Origin of the sequence: Sphingobium algorifonticola (genome assembly GCF_004005485.1) — a bacterium.
GTDB lineage: Bacteria > Pseudomonadota > Alphaproteobacteria > Sphingomonadales > Sphingomonadaceae > Sphingobium > Sphingobium algorifonticola.
Window position 1 is genome coordinate 1 of record NZ_RZUL01000008.1, and the last position, 19,942, is coordinate 19,942.

The following is a 19,942-nucleotide window of genomic DNA, read 5'->3' on the forward strand; positions in this document are numbered from 1 at the left end:
CATATCGGCGCCCGTAGGGCGGCACCACATAAAAGGGGCAGGAAAGCCTGCGAATAGCATCTGCTGGCATCGTACCGGATTTGTTCGCCCTTAGCGTGCAGATACGTCACTTTCGTGTAGTCACCCCAGGTGGTGCATCTGCTGGGCCCGCCCGGTACCGGGAAAAGCCATATCGCCACGGCCCTTGCCGTCGAGGCCGTGAAGGCGGGCAAGAGCGTCTACTTCATCCCGCTCGCCGATCTGATCGCTTCACTGACCAAGGCTGAACGCGAGGGCACGTTGCGCGAGAAGATCCGCTTCCTATGCCGATCCTCCCTGCTCGTCGTCGACGAGATCGGGTATCTTCCCGTCACGCCCGGCGGCGGCAATCTCTTCTTCCAGCTCGTCAACGCCCGATACGAAAAGGGTGCCATGATCCTGACATCCAACCGCGGCTTCGCCGAATGGGGTGATGTCTTTGGCGATCCGGTGGTGGCCACCGCGCTGCTCGACCGCCTTCTTCACCACGCTGTGGTCGTCCAGATCGAGGGCTCCAGCTATCGCATGCGACAGCACGCCGACCTGCTGCCCGAGCATGCGCGCATGGCACCGTCCATCAACCCACCGCCCTTGCCGAAACGGCGCGGCCGCCCGCCAGCAAAGGAAAAGCCCGATCTCCATCACGGCTGATCACCGACACAAACCCTCCCGCCAAACTAGGGAATTTTAGATGCCCACTTTTGCGGAATCTTCGGTGCCCGTTGACACGTACCCTTGAGGAGTTGCGCCGATCAGAGCGGCTGTTCGCCGACGAGACCACTGCGCCGGTGCTTGACCCGGGGCGCGGAAGGACGAAGACTGGCCAGCTATGGGCCTATGCCCGCGATGATCGGCCATGGGGTGGCGTAGGTCCGCCGATGGTCGCCTATGTCTATGCGGCAGACCGGAAAGCCGAACGGCCCGACACCCATCTCGGAGATTTTGCAGGCATCCTGCAAGTCGACGGCTATGGCGGATACACAGCGCTTGCCAAACGCCGCGGACAGCAACTCAGCCTCGCCTTCTGTTGGTCACATGTCCGGCGCAAATTCTATGATCTTGCCGCCAGTTCCCCGGTCGCGACCGAGATCCTGCGTCGGATCGCCATGCTCTATGCCATCGAGGATGAGGTGCGCGGCTACTCTGCTGAACAGCGCCGCATCCAGCGCGTCGAATGCAGCCGCATCATCGTCGCGGATCTCAGGCTCTATCTGGATGCCCGGCTCCGCCAGATCAGCGCCAAGAGCAAGCTGGCCGAAGCCATCCGCTATGCGACAACGCGCTGGGACGGACTCGTTCGCTTCATCGACGATGGTCGGATCGAACTCGACACCAACACCGTCGAGCGATCAATCCGCCCCTTGGCTTTGAATCGAAAGAATGCCCTCTTCGCCGGTTCCGACGAGGGCGGCGATAACTGGGCGGTCATCGCCACGCTCATCGAAAACTGCAAGCTGGGCGGCATCAATCCGCATGACTGGCTGAACCAGACGCTGACCGCGCTCGCCAACGGCTACCGGGCCAATCGCGTTCATGAACTCATGCCCTGGATCTACGTGGGCTGAGAACAGCGCTTACCCAGCTTGCTTGGCGAGAGATAGTCGACTGCATCAAACTTACCCGATTCTAGTGAGCAGGCTGTTGACCGCGACCTTGGCGTCGCCATAGAACATGCGGGCATTGTCCTTGTAGAAGAGCGGGTTTTCGATGCCGGAATAGCCCGTGCCCTGCCCGCGTTTCGACACGAAAATCTGTTTGGCCTTCCATACTTCCAGCACCGGCATGCCGGCGATCGGCGAGTTGGGGTCATCCTGCGCCGCGGGATTGACGATGTCGTTCGATCCGATGACGATCACGACGTCGGTCGAGGGGAAGTCGTCGTTTATCTCGTCCATTTCCAGCACGATGTCATAGGGCACCTTGGCTTCGGCCAGCAGCACGTTCATGTGCCCCGGCAGTCGGCCTGCGACCGGATGGATCGCAAAACGGACCTTCTTGCCGGCCGCGCGCAGCTTGCGGGTGAGTTCGCTCACCGTCTGCTGCGCCTGCGCCACCGCCATGCCATAGCCCGGCACGATGATGATGCTGTCCGCGTCGTTGAGCGCGGAGGCTACGCCGTCAGCGTCGATCGCGATCTGCTCGCCCTCGATCTCCGCAGCCGGACCGGTCGTGCCGCCAAAGCCGCCCAGGATCACCGATACGAAAGACCGGTTCATCGCCTTGCACATGATATAGCTCAGGATCGCGCCGGACGAGCCGACCAGAGCGCCAGTGACGATGAGCAGGTCGTTACCCAAGGTAAAGCCGATCGCGGCGGCCGCCCAGCCGGAATAGCTGTTGAGCATCGAGACGACGACCGGCATGTCCGCGCCGCCGATACCCAGGACGAGGTGGAAGCCGATGAATAGCGCGAGCGCCGCCATGGCGAGCAGGACGGTCAGTTCGCGACCTTCCAAACCGATATTGCCGACATACATCACCAGCAGGACCAGCGACGCCAGCAGCGCCGAAGCGTTGAGGATATGGCCGCCGGGCAGTTTCTTCGCCTTGCCGTCCAGCTTGCCCGCGAGCTTGCCGAAGGCGACGATCGATCCGGTGAAGGTAACCGCACCGATGAAGATGCCCAGAAATTCCTCGACCTTCAGGATGTTGATTTCCACCGGCGTCTTGTGCGCGAGCAGGTCGGCAAAGCCGGTCAGCGCTTCGCGCGCGGCGGGATCGAGCGCGTTCACCGTTTCCAGTTCGAAATGCGCGTTGAAGCCGATGAACACGGCGGCAAGCCCCACGAAGCTGTGCAGCGCGGCGACAAGCTGGGGCATTTCAGTCATCTGGACCCGCATCGCGACGATCCAGCCGATGACGGCGGCCACGGCGAACGTGCCGGCCACGATCGGCAGATTGGCCGCGCCAGGGCCAAAGAGGGTCGCCAGCACCGCCAGGGCCATGCCGGCAATGCCGTACCATACGGCGCGCTTGGCGCTTTCCTGATTGGAAAGGCCGCCCAGCGACAGAATGAAAAGGACCGCAGCCGAGAGATAGGCTGCGGACACCACACCGGTATCGAACATGAAATCTACCCCCTTAGGACCGCTGGAACATGGCCAGCATCCGGCGCGTGACCAGGAAACCACCAACGATGTTGATCGAAGCGATCAGGATGGAGATCGTCGCCAGCACCATCACGATGGTGCTGGACGACCCGACCTGGAGCATGGCGCCCACCACGACGATGCCCGAAATAGCGTTCGTCACCGCCATCAGCGGCGTATGCAGCGAATGGCTGACATTCCAGATCACCTGGAAACCGACGAAGCAGGCGAGGACGAAGACGGTGAAATGGCCCATGAAGCTGGCGGGCGCCACCGCGCCGACAGCGATCAGCAGGATCGCGGCGACGATCAAAGTCGTGACCTGCGAGCGGGTTTGCGCCTTGAAGGCGGTGACGTCCTTTGCCCGCTTCTGGTCGGGCGTCAATTCCTCCGCCTTGGGCTTGGGCTTTTGCGCCGCGATCGCCTTGATCTTGGGCGGGGGCGGGGGGAAGCTGACCGCGCCCTCAAAGGCGATAGTCGCGCCCCGGATCACGTCATCCTCCATATTATGGACGATCACGCCATCCTTGCCCGGCGTCAGGTCGAACAGCATGTGGCGGATATTGCTGGCATAAAGCGAACTGGACTGCGCCGCCATCCGGCTGGGGAAATCGGTATAGCCGATGATGGTGACACCGTTGGGCGACACGATCTTCTGGTCGGCGACCGTCAGCTCGCAATTGCCGCCGCGTTCGGCCGCCAGATCGACGATGACCGATCCGGGGCGCATCGCCTCGACCATGTCCTGCGTCCAGAGGACGGGGGCGTCGCGGCCAGGGATGAGCGCGGTGGAAATGACGATATCGACGGACGGCGCCAGCTCGCGAAACTTCTTGAGCTGGGCTTCGCGAAATTCGGGGCTGGACGGGGCGGCATAGCCACCGGTCGCCGCGCCATCCTGCTGCTCTTCGGAAAAGTCGAGATAGACGAATTGCGCGCCCATCGATTCGATCTGTTCGGCGACTTCGGGCCGGACGTCGAAGGCGAGCGTGATCGCGCCAAGCGATGTCGCCGCGCCGATCGCGGCCAGGCCGGCGACGCCAGCACCGATCACCAGCACACGGGCCGGCGGCACCTTGCCCGCCGCGGTCACCTGCCCCGTAAAGAAGCGCCCGAAATTGGCGCCAGCCTCGATCACAGCGCGATAGCCCGCGATGTTCGCCATCGAAGACAGCGCGTCCATTTTCTGCGCGCGCGAGATGCGCGGCACCATGTCCATCGCCAGCACATTGGCGCCGGTCGCGCTTATCGCAGCCAATTCTTCGCTGCGCTGGCCTGGATAGAAGAAGGAAATTAGCGTCTTGCCTGTCGTGAGTTGGGCAGCCTCGTCCGCTTCGGGCGGGCGCACCTTTACGATGACATCCGCAGCGGCCCACAATTCGCTAGCGGTCGCAACCACCCTTACGTCGGCAGCGCGATAGCTGTCATCGTCGAAGCCGGCCGCTTTGCCCGCGCCGCTTTCGACAACACATTCATGGCCCAGCTTCTGCAATTGCAGCGCGCTGTCGGGCGTCAGCGCAACGCGCGCTTCCCCCTGTGCCACTTCTCTGGGTGCACCGATCTTCATTTTGGGCTCCTGCGTAATATTTTATGCTGTTGGCGAACGTTCCCATCTGGATGAGAGCGCTCTTGCGTGTGTTACGAATGTATAGTCACACTCAGCGCGCGGCCCATCCGCAAGAGTGAGGCGGGTACTGACCAAGAGGCCGTCGACCTCTTTAAGCCAAACGCTTATCGGGGCGAGCAGAAAGCGAGCGCGTTGGCGATTAAAGCTGTCATCTACTCTGCATCGACAGGCGGAGGCTGGCCGGATGTTGCTCCGTCTGGTCAGATAGCGGTCAGCCCGCCGTCGAGCGTGAGACTAGTTCCAGTAATGAAGCCAGCATCGTCACCACATAAATAAGCTACTGCCGCTGCGACCTCATCGACCCGGCCAAGGCGATTGAGCGGGGTGCGGCTTTCAATTTCGGCTTTCAAGGCAGGAACTTGTTCGAAGCGGGCGGAAACAAGAGGCGTCTCAATATAGCCGGGATGAACGGAGTTGACGCGAACGGGGCATTTGAGACGTGCACCTTCCACAGCCGCTACTTTTGTGAGCATGACGACACCGCCCTTCGACGTCGAGTAAGCAACAGTCCCTGCCGCGGCAATGAAACTATGAACTGAGGCAATGTTGACGATGACGCCTCCTCGTTCCTCCATTGCCTTCATACCGGCGCGCGTGCCTAGGAAGACGCCGTCCAGATTGACGGAAAGCACCCGCTGCCAGTCAGCGAGTGAAAGCTCTGCGATCGGAAGAAGTTTGGCTGCGGTTATCCCTGCATTATTGACGAGTATATCGACTCCGCCAAAGACGGCTTCGGCCAGCGAAATGACCTGCTCCCATCCCGCTTCATCGCGGACATCATGAACGATGCTGCGGCATTGCTCAGTATCAAGCGCGGCACCTTCCGAAAGATCCGTCGCAATGACGTTGGCACCTTCGGCCAGCAGTCGCTCTACGGTTGCACGGCCGATGCCCGACGCTGCTCCTGTAACGATGGCGGTCCGCCCGTTCAACCGATGCATCTCATCCGCTCCCTCAAACTTTCATCGATTTATCGGCGTCTCATGAACACCGCTTCGAGCCTGCAGCGGCGCACTGTGTCGCTATCAAGTAGTAGTATAGCCGCCATCAACTGAAATCGCTGCACCGGTCAGGTAAGAAGCGCGACCTGACAACATCCATACGACGCTATCTGCCATTTCCTCCGGGCGCGCCAACCGACCCATAGGAATCCGGGACTCGAGGAAGGTTTTCGTGTCTGGCGCGCTCTCAAACAAGCCTTCAAGCATTGGCGTCATAACCGTTCCGGGCATGATGCAATTCACGCGAATGTTTCGCTGCGCGTAATCTAGTGCCGCAGCGCGCGTCAGTCCTAGAACGGCATGCTTGCTGCTGACATAATCTGCGGCGTCAGGAAAAGCGATAACGCTGCTAGCCGATGCGGTGTTTACGATCGATCCGCCACCGGCCTTCAGCAATTCAGGAATCTCATATTTAAGGCAGAGAAACACGCCCTTGACGTTAACGGCATAGACTTGCTCCATGTCCGCCCAAGTCAGTTCGTGCAAGACCTTGCCGATATTGGGCCGACCGGCATTGTTAAATGCGCCATCCAGTTTGCCAAAGCGGCCAACGGCAGCAGCGACCAAAGCCTCGACATCTCCTTCGTCGGTTACGTCGCAGCGTACAAATTGCGCATCGCCGCCACTCGCCCGGATTTCCTCCACAACTTGAGCGCCTGCCTCTTCCGTTCGATCGCCCAAAGTGAGACTGGCACCCAGCTCGGCCGCCAACAGTGCAGTAGCCCGGCCCATACCGCTCGCTGCGCCGGTTATTATCAGCGATTTACCTGTCAGATCGATCACATGGCTCTCCTATTATTATGCGTGAATTCCGTACCGTGGCAGCTGTTAGCCGAGATGTGTTCGCAGGAATTCGCCAGCTTCATGAAGGGATTGGCGCCCCTCCTCCAACTCGCCAGCAAACAACTGGAATACATGCGGCATTTTGGGCCAGACCTTTAATTCGACCGAAATGTCAGCCATCGCTGCCTTGCGCGCAAGCCGCATGCTATCGTCCAGGATTGTCTCGTAACTTCCGACATGCACAAGCAACGGCGGTAACCCAGCGTACTCGCCAAATAGAGGGGACGCGGTGGGGTTGTCTGTGGCAACTCCATTCAGGTACGCCCCTCCCATGCCCTCGATCATTCCTGGCCGCACGACCACATCGACATTCATCTTCGGAAGTCGGCTTTCTCCCGAGCCGGTGAGATCGACGAACGGCGACATCAGATAGGCGGCTGCTGGAAGCGACAAGCCGGCGTCTCGTGCGCTCATAAGAGTAGCGACGACGAGCGCCCCCCCAGCCGAATCCCCAGCGAGCGTGATCGTCTTTGCCCCATGGCCCTCTGCCAGAAGCGCCTTATAGACCGCCAGACAATCGTCGCTGGCTGCTGGAAAGACATGCTCGGGGGCGAGCCGATAATCGACCGCGATAACGGTCGCGCCCGCAGCAAACGCTAGGTGCGAAGCCAATCCCCGGTGAGTATTAAGCGATCCAATCATATAGCCGCCGCCGTGGAAGAACAGGATAATCCCGCCCAAATCCTGCACGGGACGAAGATATTCAACCGGCAGACCGGCGATAGTGCCCGGCTCGGCAATCACACCCTCGACCAAAGGCGTCGTTGTCCCGAGGCGTTCATAATTTGCCCGCGTTACCGCGACATCCTCTGAATCAAGGCCCGCGTTGCGTACCTTGTCTTCGATCGCCAGGCGTTCCTGATCCGACATGTTATACCCTTCCTATTCTTCAGGCCGTTTCAGAAACGGGTTCATGAAACTGCAGTCCCGGCATTCCATTGTCTGCAACTTCATGAATGGCTTCAATGAAAGCATTTACGCCTCCAAAAAAGAACAGTACGGAAGCCGGCTTTCCAGCGACATTGGCTCCCAGGAACCATGTTTTCAGCGCGACACCGGCAGGAAGCAGAGTCGCATTGTAGATCATCTCCAGCTTCCGGTTCCAGTCTTCCTCTGCCTCAATCGTCGGTTCGACGGCTCCACCGATGATGTCGTTATTTGCCATTACCTTGCTGATCCAGTCTACTTCACTCTCGATGATCGTAGGGATGTTACCAAATGGCGATTGCGGACCCATGATCATGAACAAGTTGGGGAACTTCTCCATCATCAAACCCATGTAGGTTGCAGGGCCATCCTTCCATTTTTCTTGGATTGATGCCCCGTCCCGCCCGCGTACATCAATCGCCATCAATGGCCCTGTCCCAGCATCGAAACCGATCGCAAAGATGATCATATCAACATCATACTCGGCAAGGTCGGTTCTGACGCCCGTTTCCGTGACGCTGGTAATGGGATTCGCAGCCACATCGACGAGGGTTACGTTCGAGCGATTGAACGTCTCGTAGTAAAAATGCCCCGAAGGCGGCCGTTTTGCGAAGAACGTGTAATTCGGGGTCAGTTTGGCGGCGGTTTCGGGGTCTTTCACGATCGAGCGGATCTTGCGACGGACGAACTCGGCGGCGGCGTCGTTCGACCGCTTGTCAGTCATGATATCGTCAAACGTATCGAAGCAATAATGGAACCCGCCCTCTTCCCAACCTGCCTCGAAGATGCGGTTGCGCTCTTCATCGTTTACTGAATCATAGGTTCGACCGGACATCTTCATCGGGAGTCCGAATGGGTGACGACGACGCGTATCGAAGACTTCCGCGCGGTTATTTTTGAAGTGACGTCCCTGTGCAGCATGTATATTGAAGTTGCGGCCAGGGAGCACATAATTGGGCGTGCGCTGGAAATAATAGACATGCTCGGCGGCGTGGGCCACGATAGGCAGAATCTGAATTGCCGTGGCGGCACTGCCGATAATGGCAACGCGCTTACCTTCGAAGCTGACATCCTCCTTTGGCCATTGAGGAGCGAAATAATGTTCGCCTTTGAATGATTCCAGACCAGGAAAATCGGGTTTTTTCGGAACGCTCAAAACGCCGGTTGCGCTGACCAGATATCGGCAGCGAAAGTGATCGCCCGCTTCTGTCGTGACGACCCAGACGCTACTCTTTTCCTCGAAGATCGCTGACGCCACCCTGTTCGAAAAGCGAATATGGCGTTTAAGGTCGAAACGGTCGGCCACATGCTGCAGATAACGTAAAACTTCGTCCTGACCAGGCAGACGTTCGCTCCAGGTCCAGTCATCGACCAGTTCGTCCGAAAACTCGTAGCAATAGCCCCACGATTCACTGTCGGTGCGGGCGCCGGGATAGCGGTTCCAATACCAGGTGCCCCCGACATCGGTGCCCGCTTCCAGAACCTGCACTGTCTTGCCGGCTTGAAGCAGTTGATGCAACATGCGCAAACCGCCAAAGCCGGCGCCGATGATAACCGCGTCGAGGGTCGGCCCTTGTTCATCCATATTCATATCAACTCCATGCACTACTGCTATCGTCGCCATTGATCATGGCAACTATCGGGAGGCACCGCTCCATTCGGCCGCTGCGCGCTCCTCATTGGCTTTATAAGCAAGGAGTGCGTCAAAGACGTCCATGCCCACGTCAGCGCCTTGCCCGCGACCCACGCGAAGCAACTGGACGCAGTACCAGCCGAGCAAGGCGAAGGACTCAATTCGCTTGAATGTCGCTGGTTCTACGTCAGGGCCAAGCGCGTCGGACCGCATCGCCAGCTTGGTATCGAGCGCGGGCATTCGATCGATCTCGCCCTGAATCAGTTGACCAGCACTCTGCGGATCGATGCAAAGGGGACGCCCTATTCCGATCAGATCGCACTCCTTAGCGGCCAATGCCGCGTTGATTGCAGCAGCGCTCCGCATTCCGCCCGTGATCATGAGAGGATTGCTGAATAAGGGCCTGATATGACGGGCGTAATCGAGAAAATAAGCTTCGCGCGCAACGGTACTTGCCGCTGCGGCGCGTGGGCCGTCACTGCCGATCCCCACCATCTCCATCTGCTCGTAATTTCCGCCGGAGATTTCCAGCAGGTCAACGGCTTCATCATTCAGCCAACCTACGACCCGAGCGGATTCACCTTCGTCGAAACCTCCGCGCTGAAAGTCAGCAGAGTTGAGCTTTACCGACACAGGGAAATCGGCGCCAACGGCGGCGCGAACGGCCCTCACGGTCTCAATCAGGAGCCGCGCGCGATTTTCCAGCGATCCTCCCCATTGATCTTCGCGCTTGTTCGCGAGAGGACTTAGAAACTGGGAAATCAAATAGCCGTGCGCGCCATGGATCTGCACGCCGGTGAAGCCAGCGGCTTGGCACAGCCGAGCCGACGAGGCGAAAAGGGAGATAACCCGTTTGATCTCGCTTTCAGGCATCTCGCGCGCTTCGCCGCACACAGCCTCTGCAACCGGAAGAGAAATACCGGAGGGCGCATAAGGGCGAGGATTGACAGAAGCGGGTGTCTGGCGACCGGTGTGATTGAGCTGGGCCCAAAATTGGTTGCCATGCTCCGTGCCAACAACCGCCAGCCTTTTCAAGGCCTCCATATCGGTCTGATCATCAACCACTATGTTGCCGGGGCGCTCCAGATGGGCTCGGTCGATCTGGACATTGCCGGTCAGCATTAGTCCGAGACCATTTGAGGCCCACAACCGGTAGAGCGTAAGCAACTCGTTAGTTACGTTGTTCCGGGCGTCTGCCAGTCCTTCGGTCATGGCAGCCTTCACCAAGCGATTTAGCAAAACGGCACCGCAAGGCAACTTGAGGCTAGTGGTCAGGATGGGACTCCGTGCCGTAGGGGCGCTTGCGCTCTCCTGAACAGCCTTCATGTGCTTCTCCTCTCTTTATATTTTGGTCCTAAACGCTTCGCGCCGCTGCCCTATCGAAGCCTAAGATTGCATCCTTGAAGGTTGGGAAGAACTAGTAAAACGGACTGACTGCCATATGGGCAGGCTATGACCCTCTAGTTGAGGTGACCGTCTTACCGCCACGTCGGATAATCGGTGTAGCCAGTTTCATCACCGACATAGGCATAGTCGAAGTTCGGCGTTGCCAGCGGGAGTTCATCCGCAAATCGCCGAACCAGATCGGGATTTGCTATGTACGGACGACCAAAAGAGATGGCGTCCGCCTGCTTTCCATCGATGAAAGCGGCGGCGGTATCTCCATCGAAGCTCCCGTTCTGAATGACGGCGCCGTCATAGCTTGCACGCAACCGCTCCATCACGGGGTTTGCCGGCTTCTCCATAAAGCCAGAGGCGATCGGTTCGATCAGATGGACATAGGCAAGCCCAAACGTCGAGCATAGTTCGCCGATCGCCTGCGCAAGAGTGCCCGGGTCTTCATCGCCCATGCCCTTACGCTCGCTTGTCGGGCTGATCCGAAGTCCAACCCGCCCTGGTTCGATCACTTCAGTCACCGCCGCAACGATTTCCGAGAGCAATCTCAGCCTGTTTCCCAGCGGTCCGCCGTAATTGTCAGTGCGATGATTCGTTTTCGACTGGAGAAATTGGTCGATGATGTAGCCGTTGGCCCCATGTATCTCCACGCCATCAAAGCCAGCGCTCAATGCGTTCGCTGCCGCCCGGCCGTAAGCGCTAACAACCTTGTCGATATCATCCTGCGTCATCTCGCGGGGCACGACATAGGGTTTCATTGGCAGAAACAGACTGTCATCGCCGGCTGGGCGCGGCGCAAATGTCTCGCCCTCCCCAGCGATGGGCGATGGACCCATTGGGAGGCGTCCATCAAGATAGTCGGGAAGAACCAACCGCCCCATATGCCAGAGTTGCGCCAAAATCTGGCCGCCCGACTGATGGACCGCGTCAGTGACCACCCGCCACCCCGTCACCATGTCCTCGTTCCATATCCCCGGTGCACGATACCATCCCATCCCCTGAGGATCGACGGCAGTCGCCTCGGATATGATCAGCCCGCAGTCGGCTCGCTGAGCATAGTACTCAGCCATCATTGCAGTAGGTACATGGTTGACGTCAGCGCGCGCGCGCGTCAGCGGTGCCATCACGATCCGGTTAGACAATCTTAATGCACCAAGCTCGACCGGCGTAAACAGGCTGGATCGGGACATGCAACTCTCCTCATCAGGACGTTCTCTGCTGATGTGACTACCAGCACGTAGGTCATGCCTCGCAACCGCAGTCACGGCAGCTTGGTGTCAAAGCGCCGCATTTCGGAAGCAACGCTACTACGTGACTCAAAGGTCGTATCAGCCTTCAGACTTCGGATAGTCATGTGGCACATCGCGCCGATAAATTGGTCCAACTTCTCATTATGACAGCCATAGCAAAGCGGCGATGCTCCCAATTCTTCAGACCGATATCAGCGTCGGCAGGCTTACCATATGGCGAGGCTATGACTGGCAGTCGGAATTCCTAGTTTGTGCGTGTCCTGCGCAATGCGAAACAGCGCAGGTAATCGCGGATCGATAAACATTGGTCGCGAACAATCTCGCATCCGTCGGGAACGACAATGCTAACGTTGTGGAGAGATTTCTGATGCCGGCAGACACCGCTATGCTGTCGCAAGGGCGAGCACCTGATTTTGACGTCATCGTCATCGGGGCAGGCTTTGCGGGTGTTTATCTTCTTCACCGGCTTCGTACCGATGGATATCGCGTTCGCGTTATCGAGGCGGGCAGCAACGTCGGCGGCGTCTGGTACTGGAATACCTATCCTGGTGCTCGGTGCGACGTCGAAAGTCTTCAATATTCCTATTCGTTCGATGAAAATATCGATCGGGAATGGCAATGGTCCGAACGCTACGCCACTCAACCTGAAATACAGTCCTACATCGAGTTCGTCGCTGAACGATTTGATCTCAAGCGGGACATTCTGTTCAACACAAGGGTCGAGAGCGCCGCGTTCGATTCCGCGCAAAACCTCTGGACTCTTCAGACCGGCAATGACCAGTCTGATGATTCACAATCGGTCACCGCACGCTGGGTTGTCATGGCAACCGGTGCACTGTCGTCTTCGAAGATGCCCGAAATCGATGGCAAGGATGATTTTGCCGGGACCACATTCCATACCGGGCATTGGCCCAGGGAAGGCGTCGATCTGGCGGGAAAGACCGTTGCGGTGATCGGAACAGGGTCGTCAGGCATTCAGGCAATCCCCGAGATTGCCAAGCAGGCAGCTAAACTGCTCGTGTTTCAGCGCACACCACATTTTTCGGTGCCCGCCCAAAATGGCCCAATCCCGCAGGAATGGCGGGAGCAGTGGGACCGCGACAGGCAGGCACTGCGAACCGAAATTCTTTCGACGCGATCGGGCGTACTTTACGACTATGGCCAGACCTCTGCGCTGTCCGTCTCGGACGATGAGCGACAGCGGGAATATGAAGAGCGCTGGGCAAAGGGCGGCACAAACTTTCTTTACGCCTATAACGACATCCTGCGTGACGAAGATGCCAATTCCACCGCCGCAGACTTTGTTCGCCAAAAAATCCGCGAAATCGTTAAGGATCCCGTGACCGCCGACCGGCTGACACCCATCGGCTATCCAATCGGCGCAAAACGGATATGTGTCGATACGGATTTCTACGCGACTTTCAACCGTCCCAATGTGACGCTCGTCAGTGTCCTGGAAACCCCGATCGAACGCATAAACGAGACCGGCATCAAGACGAGCGATCGCCAATATGACGTTGACGTCCTTATCTTCGCAACCGGCTATGACGCTTTGACCGGATCACTGACCCGGATCGATATCCGTGGATCAGATGGGCGCAGCCTAAAAGAAGCCTGGTCGGCTGGCCCCTATACGAATCTCGGCCTGATGACAGCAAACTTCCCCAATATGTTCATTGTCACCGGACCTGGCAGCCCTTCGGTTCTGAGCAATATGGTCGTGTCGATCGAGCATGACGCAAATTGGATTGGCGACACGCTCAATCATCTGCGCCAGATCGGCGCGACCCGTATCGAAGCGACCGAGGCATCGCAGCAGGCCTGGATGGACCATGTCCGCGAGTTGGCGGAAGCGACCCTCTATTACAAGGGCAATAGTTGGTATCTGGGTGCCAACGTGCCGGGCAAGCCGCGCGTGTTCATGCCGTATCTGGGCGGCGTCGACGTCTACCAAGCAAAGTGCGCTGAAGTCGCGCGCAACGGATACCCTGGCTTTATCATCGACGGGGGCCGCGTTGCCTGAAACCACAGACGACGAGATTGCGCCGGGGCTGCATGCAGCACTGAGCGCAATTCCGGACTTCGACGCTCTGGATGCGACGACGCTTGGCAGCTTCCGGGCTGCCTTGAGAGGCGGACCAGTCGATTTGAACGGCGACAAAGATGTTTCCGTTGAGCTGACGGTCGCACTGGGTCGGGACGGGCACCGCGTACCCTGCATCCTGCACCGCCCACGTGCTGTCACCGCCAGCGCCCCGGTCATCCTCAACATTCATGGCGGCGGCTATGTCGTAGGCGATGCCGCGCGCGAGGCACCGGCGATGAGCGCGCTGGCAACTGCGACGGGTTGCGCCATATTGTCGGTTGATTATCGTCTGGCACCCGATACGCCGTTCCCAGGCGCTCTGGACGATTGTACCGCTGCCCTTCACTGGCTGATTGACGAGGCAGACAAGCTGCGCATCGACCGCAATCGGATCGCGATCCGTGGGGTTAGCGCAGGCGGTGGCCTTGCAGCCGGGTTGATGTTGCGCTGCCTGCCTACCCTCGATGTTTCGCCATGCCTGCTCATGCTCATCTATCCCATGCTTGACCATCGTGCATCGCCGCCGGATCGCATGGGACAGCATGTCTGGACGCGGCGTGCCAACCAATTTGGGTGGCAATCATATCTAGGCAGCAACCTCGAACATGCGCCGTCACCGGAAGCGTCCCCTGCCCTTGCGGAAGATTTGACCGGCTTCCCGCCGACCTTCCTGGCTGTCGGCGACATCGATCTTTTCCTGGATGAGAATTTGAGTTTCGCCTCCCGCCTCGCCCGATCACAGGTCGGTTTGGAAATGCATGTGTATCGCGGTGGCTATCATGGCTTCAACCTGGTCCCGGATGCCCCGATATCCGAAGCTTTCGCCCGCGATTGCATGGCTGCCATCGTCCGCGCGTTTGGTCAGGCAGCGCCCTCTCCCTCGTCGCAGGAATAATATCGTGAAACCCGTGCAATGCAGCGACAGCGCCGGGCTCGCCGGCTTTCTCCCCGCTTCGGAAGGCCTCACATTATTGTCGGCTTGTTCGGCAGATTCGCAAGTGCTCGACGAGGTGATCGTCGCAGCTCATACCGCTGTCGCTCACACGCAATTTTCTGGCATATTCGTGCCTGGCTATAATCGTTGCGACTGGCTGGCAAATCCCCACAGCCAAGCACTTACCTTTTTCATGACGCCAGAATTTCGTGCTCTCGCCCCGAATCGGCTGGATTTCCGGCCGTTGCGCTATGCCGATATCCTGTCGCTTTTGCGTCGATCGCGGCCTCAAGCCCTTATGTGCATGGTTTCGCCGCCAAATGCCGATGGATTATGCAGTTTCGGTACGACGGTAGATTTCATCGCTGACCTGTGGCGATCGGTTCCGATCAGGATCGCGCACATCAATCCGCTGATGCCCTCGACCGCGGGCGATACCGGCATTCCGTTTTCGGAACTGACTGCGTGGCATTCGCGCGCCCAGCCGCTCCTCACGCAAGAGGAAGGTGCGCCCGACTCCGTTGCGACGTCAATTGCGAACCACATCACGCCATTCGTCCGTGACGGCGCCACCCTGCAAACTGGTCTCGGGAAGATTCCCGGTGCCGTATTGCGCAGCCTGTCGTCCCACCGCAATTTGAGGATCCATTCCGGCTTGATCGGCGATGCTGTGCTTGATCTTCTGGAGGCTGGCGCGCTAGCCGATCATGCGCCGATCATCGCAGGCGTCGCAATCGGTAGCCAGCGGCTCTATGACGCAGTCGATCGCCCGGCATTCGCCTTTCATCCCGTTTCCTTCACGCACGCTTTGCCGTCGATCGCCGCGACCCATGATCCGGTAGCGATCAATTCCGCGATCGAGGTCGATCTGTTCGGGCAGGCCTATGCCGAACTAACCCCGAAGGGCTTGATGTCCGGCCCAGGCGGAGCGGTCGATTTTGCTCAGGGCGTTCGCGCCGCGAACGGGCTTCGCATCGTTGCTCTCCCGTCCACCGCAGGCGCCGGGTCCATCAGTCGCATCGTTCCAGCCTGCGCCGGCGCTGGCCCGGTATCACTGGGTCGTGCAGATATCGACGTCATCGCAACCGAGTTTGGGGCAGCTGACCTTCGGGATCTTGATTATGCCGGGCGCGCGCGCGCCTTGCTAACCGTCGCGCACCCCAATCATCGCGAAGCTCTGGAACGAAGCTGGGCTGACTTGGAACGTCGCCTCTGAGCGTGAGGGTCATTGCCGAAGCCAGGGCAGAGTAGCCAGTTCGGGCTGCGATACGATACAAATGATTGTACATGGGAGCATATGTGTCAAACCTCCGTTCGGTTCCATCAGAATGGGCTAGCCGCGCTTATGTCGACGCTGCGGGCCATGCCGAGAAGTATCGCCGGTCGGTTGCCGAGCCCGAGGCTTTTTGGCGTGAGGAGAGCGCATGCGTAGACTGGATCAAGCCGTGGACAAAGTTGTCGGACAGCAGTTTCGAAGAAACGGACTTCGGCATCCAATGGTTCGCTGATGGTACTCTCAACGTATCGGCTAATTGCCTCGACCGGCACCTAACCGAGCGCGGCGACACAATCGCGATTATTTGGGAAGGCGACGATCCGTCTCAGCAGCGCACGCTCACCTACCGCGACCTCCATCAGGAGGTCTGCCGCTTTGCCAATGCCCTGAAGATGTTGGGCACGACAAAGGGCGACCGCGTGACTATCTATATGCCAATGATCCCCGAGGCAGCAGTAGCCATGCTCGCCTGCTCAAGGATCGGCGCGATCCATTCGGTCGTCTTCGGTGGATTCTCTCCTGAAGCGCTGGCCGGCCGCATCCAGGACTGCGACAGCAAACTCGTAGTAACTGCCGATGCCGGCATGCGTGGCGGCAAGCAGGTTCCGCTGAAAGCCAATGTCGATCAAGCGTTGAAGCACTGTCCTTCGGTCGCCGCTGTGCTGACGGTACGCCACGTCGGCATCGACTTACCTATGGCCGAGGGCCGCGACCATTGGTGGCACAACTTGCGCGAGCGCGCATTGCCAGAGTGCACACCTGAAGAGATGGCGGCTGAGGATCCACTATTTATCCTCTACACCTCGGGTTCGACCGGCAAACCCAAGGGCGTGCTGCACACCACCGGCGGTTACCTCGTCTGGGCGGCGATGACGCACCACTACGTGTTTGATTACCGGCCCGGCGAAGTCTATTGGTGCGCAGCCGACATCGGTTGGATTACTGGCCACTCCTACGTCGTCTACGGCCCGCTTGCCAACGGCGCGACACAGGTAATGTTCGAGGGCGTGCCCAGTTACCCCGATCACAGCCGCTTCTGGCAGATTGTCGATCGCCATCAGGTCAACATCTTCTACGGTGCACCCACGGCGTTGCGCGCGTTGATGCGTGAGGGTGACGAGTGGGTGCAGAAGACCTCGCGCTCGTCGCTTCGCTTGCTTGGTTCGGTCGGTGAGCCGATCAATCCGGAAGCCTGGGAATGGTACTGGCGCGTAGTGGGCGAAGAACGCTGCCCGATCGTTGACACCTGGTGGCAGACCGAGACCGGCGCAGCAATGATTACCGGCATGCCCGGCGCTGTTGCGATGAAACCGGGTTCTGCATCCCTGCCGATGTTCGGCGTCGTTCCGCAGCTGGTTGACGGCGATGGAAAGGTGTTGGATGATACAGCCGAGGGCAATCTCTGCATCACGCAGAGTTGGCCTGGTCAGATGCGCACGGTCTGGGGCGATCACAAGCGCTTCTTCCAGACCTACTTCACCACCTATCCGGGCAAATATTTCACTGGCGACGGCTGCCGGCGAGACGAGGACGGCTATTACTGGATCACCGGTCGGGTCGATGATGTGATCAACGTCTCGGGCCACCGCATGGGTACCGCAGAGGTTGAAAGCGCGCTTGTTGCCCACGCCAAGGTGGCCGAGGCAGCGGTCGTCGGTATGCCGCACGAGATAAAAGGGCAAGGCATCTACGCCTATGTAACTCTTAATGCTGGCGAAGCCGCTAGCGATAAGGTCCGCCAAGAACTTGTCCATTGGGTCCGCCACGAGATCGGCCCGATCGCTACGCCCGATGTGATCCATTTCGCCCCGGCACTGCCCAAGACCAGATCGGGCAAGATCATGCGTCGCATCCTGCGCAAAATCGCCGAGGGCGATACCTCGAACCTCGGCGATATCTCAACTCTGGCCGATCCCTTAGTGGTGGATGGGCTCATCGCAACGAAAGGTGATTGATGGGCATTGCGCATTTGCATCCTAGCGGGTGACTGCACTGACCTGTTAAAGTTGCTTAGGCCAGCCGCACTCGGCGGCAGCGTGGCCGTGCCAACTGGCGCGTCGCAAGTTAACAACCTCGCTTGCGGTTCCGCGCTTGAGTTGTCCTGAATTGTCGATCAGGCGATCGGGGGTCGCTCGATGCCATTGCAGCCTCGGCTGGAAGCGCCCCTTGGGCGCAAGGATTAAGACATAAATATCTGTAAATCATATTTATTTTTATTGCCCGACGTAAACACGAGAGCCGCTCGGCAATCGCCAGGCTAACGTCATACGCTAGGCATATGGCCCGCAGACAAAGTCGATATTGGCAATTCTGCGCCACTCCCGCGATGCCAGGAGCCAACAATAAATGCGGGGGTGGATTCGTTGGCGGCAACCGGCCCATTTGAAATTCTCCAGGAAGATATCCGAGAGACCGACCAAGATTTTCCTCTCGATCATGTCGGCAGCGGTAGTTATTATCGCTATTACGTATTGTTGATCTTAGCAGCAATATACTGCCTAAATTACATGGATCGTCAAATCCTTGGTATTCTTTCGCTTCCGATTAAGGAAGAGCTCAATCTGACGGATACCCAGCTTGGCCTTATGGGAGGCTTAGCATTTGCAATATTCTATTCAGTGCTTGGAGTGCCCATTGCCCGCATCGCCGACCGGGTAAATCGCGTATGGGTGATTTCGTTCGCGGTCAGCTTATGGAGCATATTTACTGCCGTCTGCGGATTGGCCGGGAGTTTCACGCAGTTGTTCCTTGCGCGCCTTTGCGTCGGGGTCGGAGAGGCCGGAGGCGTAGCGCCGACCTATTCGATTGTATCCGACTATTTCCCGCCAAAGGAACGCGCGCGGGCGATGGCCGTGTTGACGCTTGGACTACCAGTCGGCTCAGCGCTTGGGCTGCTGGTAGGGGGCGTAATCGCCGCAAATTATGGCTGGCGCACCGCCTTTTTCGTTCTGGGCTTCGGCGGATTGATGATCGTACCCGTCGCGTTGCTAACCATCAAGGAGCCGCGCCGCGGTCGCCTTGATCCAGTTCCCATGCGTGCGGTGCAGCCCTTGGCTACAGAAAATGCAACGCCTACTTTTGCTGATGTCTTGCGTCACGTCGGCCGCAAGCCGAGCTTCTGGTTGTTTTCGCTCGGAGCCGCGACAGCCTCAATGTTGAGCTATGGCTTGGGATTCTGGCTCCCTTCCTTTGTGCATCGCAGCCAGGACCTCTCATTGTCGGACACCTCGCGCGCTCTGGCGCTGGTGACCATCGTGGGCGGTGTAGCAGGAACGCTGCTCGGTGGGTGGCTGAGCGACAAGCTCGGCGAAAGGCGTAAATCGGCCTATGGCTGGGTGCCGGGCATTGCCTTCCTGATCGGCTTGCCCTTTCTGCTGGCAGCGGTGCTGGCGAAGGACGTGGTGTTTCTACTCGCACTACTGGTGGTTCCTCAGGCCATGGGACTGGTGTGGACAGGGCCTAGCATTGCAGCCATCCAGCAACTGGCACCGGCTCAAATGCGCACGACTGCTTCGGCGATCTTTCTGCTCATATGCAATTTCATCGGCCTTGGCATTGGTACGGTGAGCTTTGGCTATCTTTCCGATACATTGCACGGACAGTTTGGCGATGATGCCCTGCGCTACTCGATCATCATCTGCGGCCTCATTCTCTATCCACTGACCGCCATTCTCTTTCTCTTCGCCGGGCGATCTCTGGCCCGAGACTGGGAACCCACGACATAGCCGCGGCGCAAACCGTTCGACTTCAAAAGGAAGCGAACGACCTGGAAGCAGCCCTGAGCCGCTCAAACCTAGCAAATTCGCAATGAATGACAAAAGCCGACCCGCTTTGCACCAGTTGATGCTCAGAAGGGCGGCGAA

General features: G+C 58.7%; 13 protein-coding genes and 2 pseudogenes. 7 read left to right on the forward strand and 8 right to left on the reverse strand.

From position 1 onward, the window contains the following. Nucleotides 1–126: 126 nt before the first annotated feature. A pseudogene (locus ENE74_RS15700) lies at nt 127–669 on the forward strand (ATP-binding protein); the annotation flags it as partial. A 59-nt stretch (nt 670–728) separates the two neighbouring features. Then, nucleotides 729–1,583 (forward strand): annotated as a pseudogene (gene tnpC / locus ENE74_RS15705) (IS66 family transposase); the annotation flags it as partial. Nucleotides 1,584–1,634: 51 nt separating this feature from the next. Here tnpC and ENE74_RS15710 read toward each other — a convergent pair. From ENE74_RS15710 to ENE74_RS15745, 8 genes are all read right to left on the reverse strand, one after another. Continuing rightward, entirely contained in the window at nt 1,635–3,086 is a 1,452-nt protein-coding gene (locus ENE74_RS15710) for an NAD(P)(+) transhydrogenase (Re/Si-specific) subunit beta (protein ID WP_127691865.1), read from the reverse strand. 13 nt (nt 3,087–3,099) lie between these two features. Next, nucleotides 3,100–4,674: a Re/Si-specific NAD(P)(+) transhydrogenase subunit alpha gene (locus ENE74_RS15715; RefSeq protein WP_127691866.1), complete on the reverse strand. Its 1,575-nt coding sequence runs from the start codon at nt 4,672–4,674 to the stop codon at nt 3,100–3,102. Between the two features lie 260 nt (nt 4,675–4,934). Further along, nucleotides 4,935–5,675 (reverse strand): SDR family NAD(P)-dependent oxidoreductase, encoded by a 741-nt coding sequence (locus tag ENE74_RS15720; RefSeq protein WP_127691867.1) that lies wholly within the window; start codon nt 5,673–5,675, stop codon nt 4,935–4,937. A gap of 84 nt (nt 5,676–5,759) precedes the next feature. Continuing rightward, nucleotides 5,760–6,518 carry an SDR family NAD(P)-dependent oxidoreductase gene (locus ENE74_RS15725; protein ID WP_127691868.1) on the reverse strand — a complete coding sequence of 253 codons (759 nt, stop codon included), beginning with the start codon at nt 6,516–6,518 and terminating at the stop codon, nt 5,760–5,762. A 45-nt stretch (nt 6,519–6,563) separates the two neighbouring features. Continuing rightward, a complete protein-coding gene (locus tag ENE74_RS15730) occupies nt 6,564–7,448 on the reverse strand; it encodes an alpha/beta hydrolase (protein WP_127691869.1) in 885 nt (294 codons plus the stop codon). Between the two features lie 19 nt (nt 7,449–7,467). Next, nucleotides 7,468–9,096 carry a flavin-containing monooxygenase gene (locus ENE74_RS15735; protein ID WP_206517745.1) on the reverse strand — a complete coding sequence of 543 codons (1,629 nt, stop codon included), beginning with the start codon at nt 9,094–9,096 and terminating at the stop codon, nt 7,468–7,470. 45 nt (nt 9,097–9,141) lie between these two features. Further along, nucleotides 9,142–10,365 carry an NADH:flavin oxidoreductase/NADH oxidase family protein gene (locus ENE74_RS15740; protein WP_277601382.1) on the reverse strand — a complete coding sequence of 408 codons (1,224 nt, stop codon included), beginning with the start codon at nt 10,363–10,365 and terminating at the stop codon, nt 9,142–9,144. 251 nt (nt 10,366–10,616) lie between these two features. Next, nucleotides 10,617–11,723 carry an alkene reductase gene (locus ENE74_RS15745; RefSeq protein WP_127691871.1) on the reverse strand — a complete coding sequence of 369 codons (1,107 nt, stop codon included), beginning with the start codon at nt 11,721–11,723 and terminating at the stop codon, nt 10,617–10,619. A gap of 427 nt (nt 11,724–12,150) precedes the next feature. Between ENE74_RS15745 and ENE74_RS15750 the strand changes: the two genes are divergently transcribed. The 5 genes from ENE74_RS15750 to ENE74_RS15770 all read left to right on the forward strand — a co-directional run bounded on the left by ENE74_RS15750 (nt 12,151) and on the right by ENE74_RS15770 (nt 19,804). After that, on the forward strand, nt 12,151–13,806 hold the full coding sequence (locus tag ENE74_RS15750; RefSeq protein WP_241242050.1) for a flavin-containing monooxygenase: 1,656 nt from the start codon (nt 12,151–12,153) through the stop codon (nt 13,804–13,806). Then, nucleotides 13,799–14,764, forward strand: a complete 966-nt coding sequence (locus ENE74_RS15755; protein WP_164847517.1) for an alpha/beta hydrolase — start codon at nt 13,799–13,801, stop codon at nt 14,762–14,764. Before ENE74_RS15750 ends, ENE74_RS15755 begins: the two co-directional genes overlap by 8 nt. A 343-nt stretch (nt 14,765–15,107) precedes the next feature. Then, nucleotides 15,108–16,019 carry an acetyl-CoA hydrolase/transferase family protein gene (locus ENE74_RS15760; protein ID WP_164847518.1) on the forward strand — a complete coding sequence of 304 codons (912 nt, stop codon included), beginning with the start codon at nt 15,108–15,110 and terminating at the stop codon, nt 16,017–16,019. An 83-nt stretch (nt 16,020–16,102) separates the two neighbouring features. Further along, nucleotides 16,103–18,034 (forward strand): acetate--CoA ligase, encoded by a 1,932-nt coding sequence (gene acs, locus ENE74_RS15765; protein ID WP_241242051.1) that lies wholly within the window; start codon nt 16,103–16,105, stop codon nt 18,032–18,034. A gap of 408 nt (nt 18,035–18,442) precedes the next feature. Next, nucleotides 18,443–19,804: a spinster family MFS transporter gene (locus tag ENE74_RS15770; RefSeq protein WP_241242052.1), complete on the forward strand. Its 1,362-nt coding sequence runs from the start codon at nt 18,443–18,445 to the stop codon at nt 19,802–19,804. Nucleotides 19,805–19,942 lie beyond the last annotated feature (138 nt).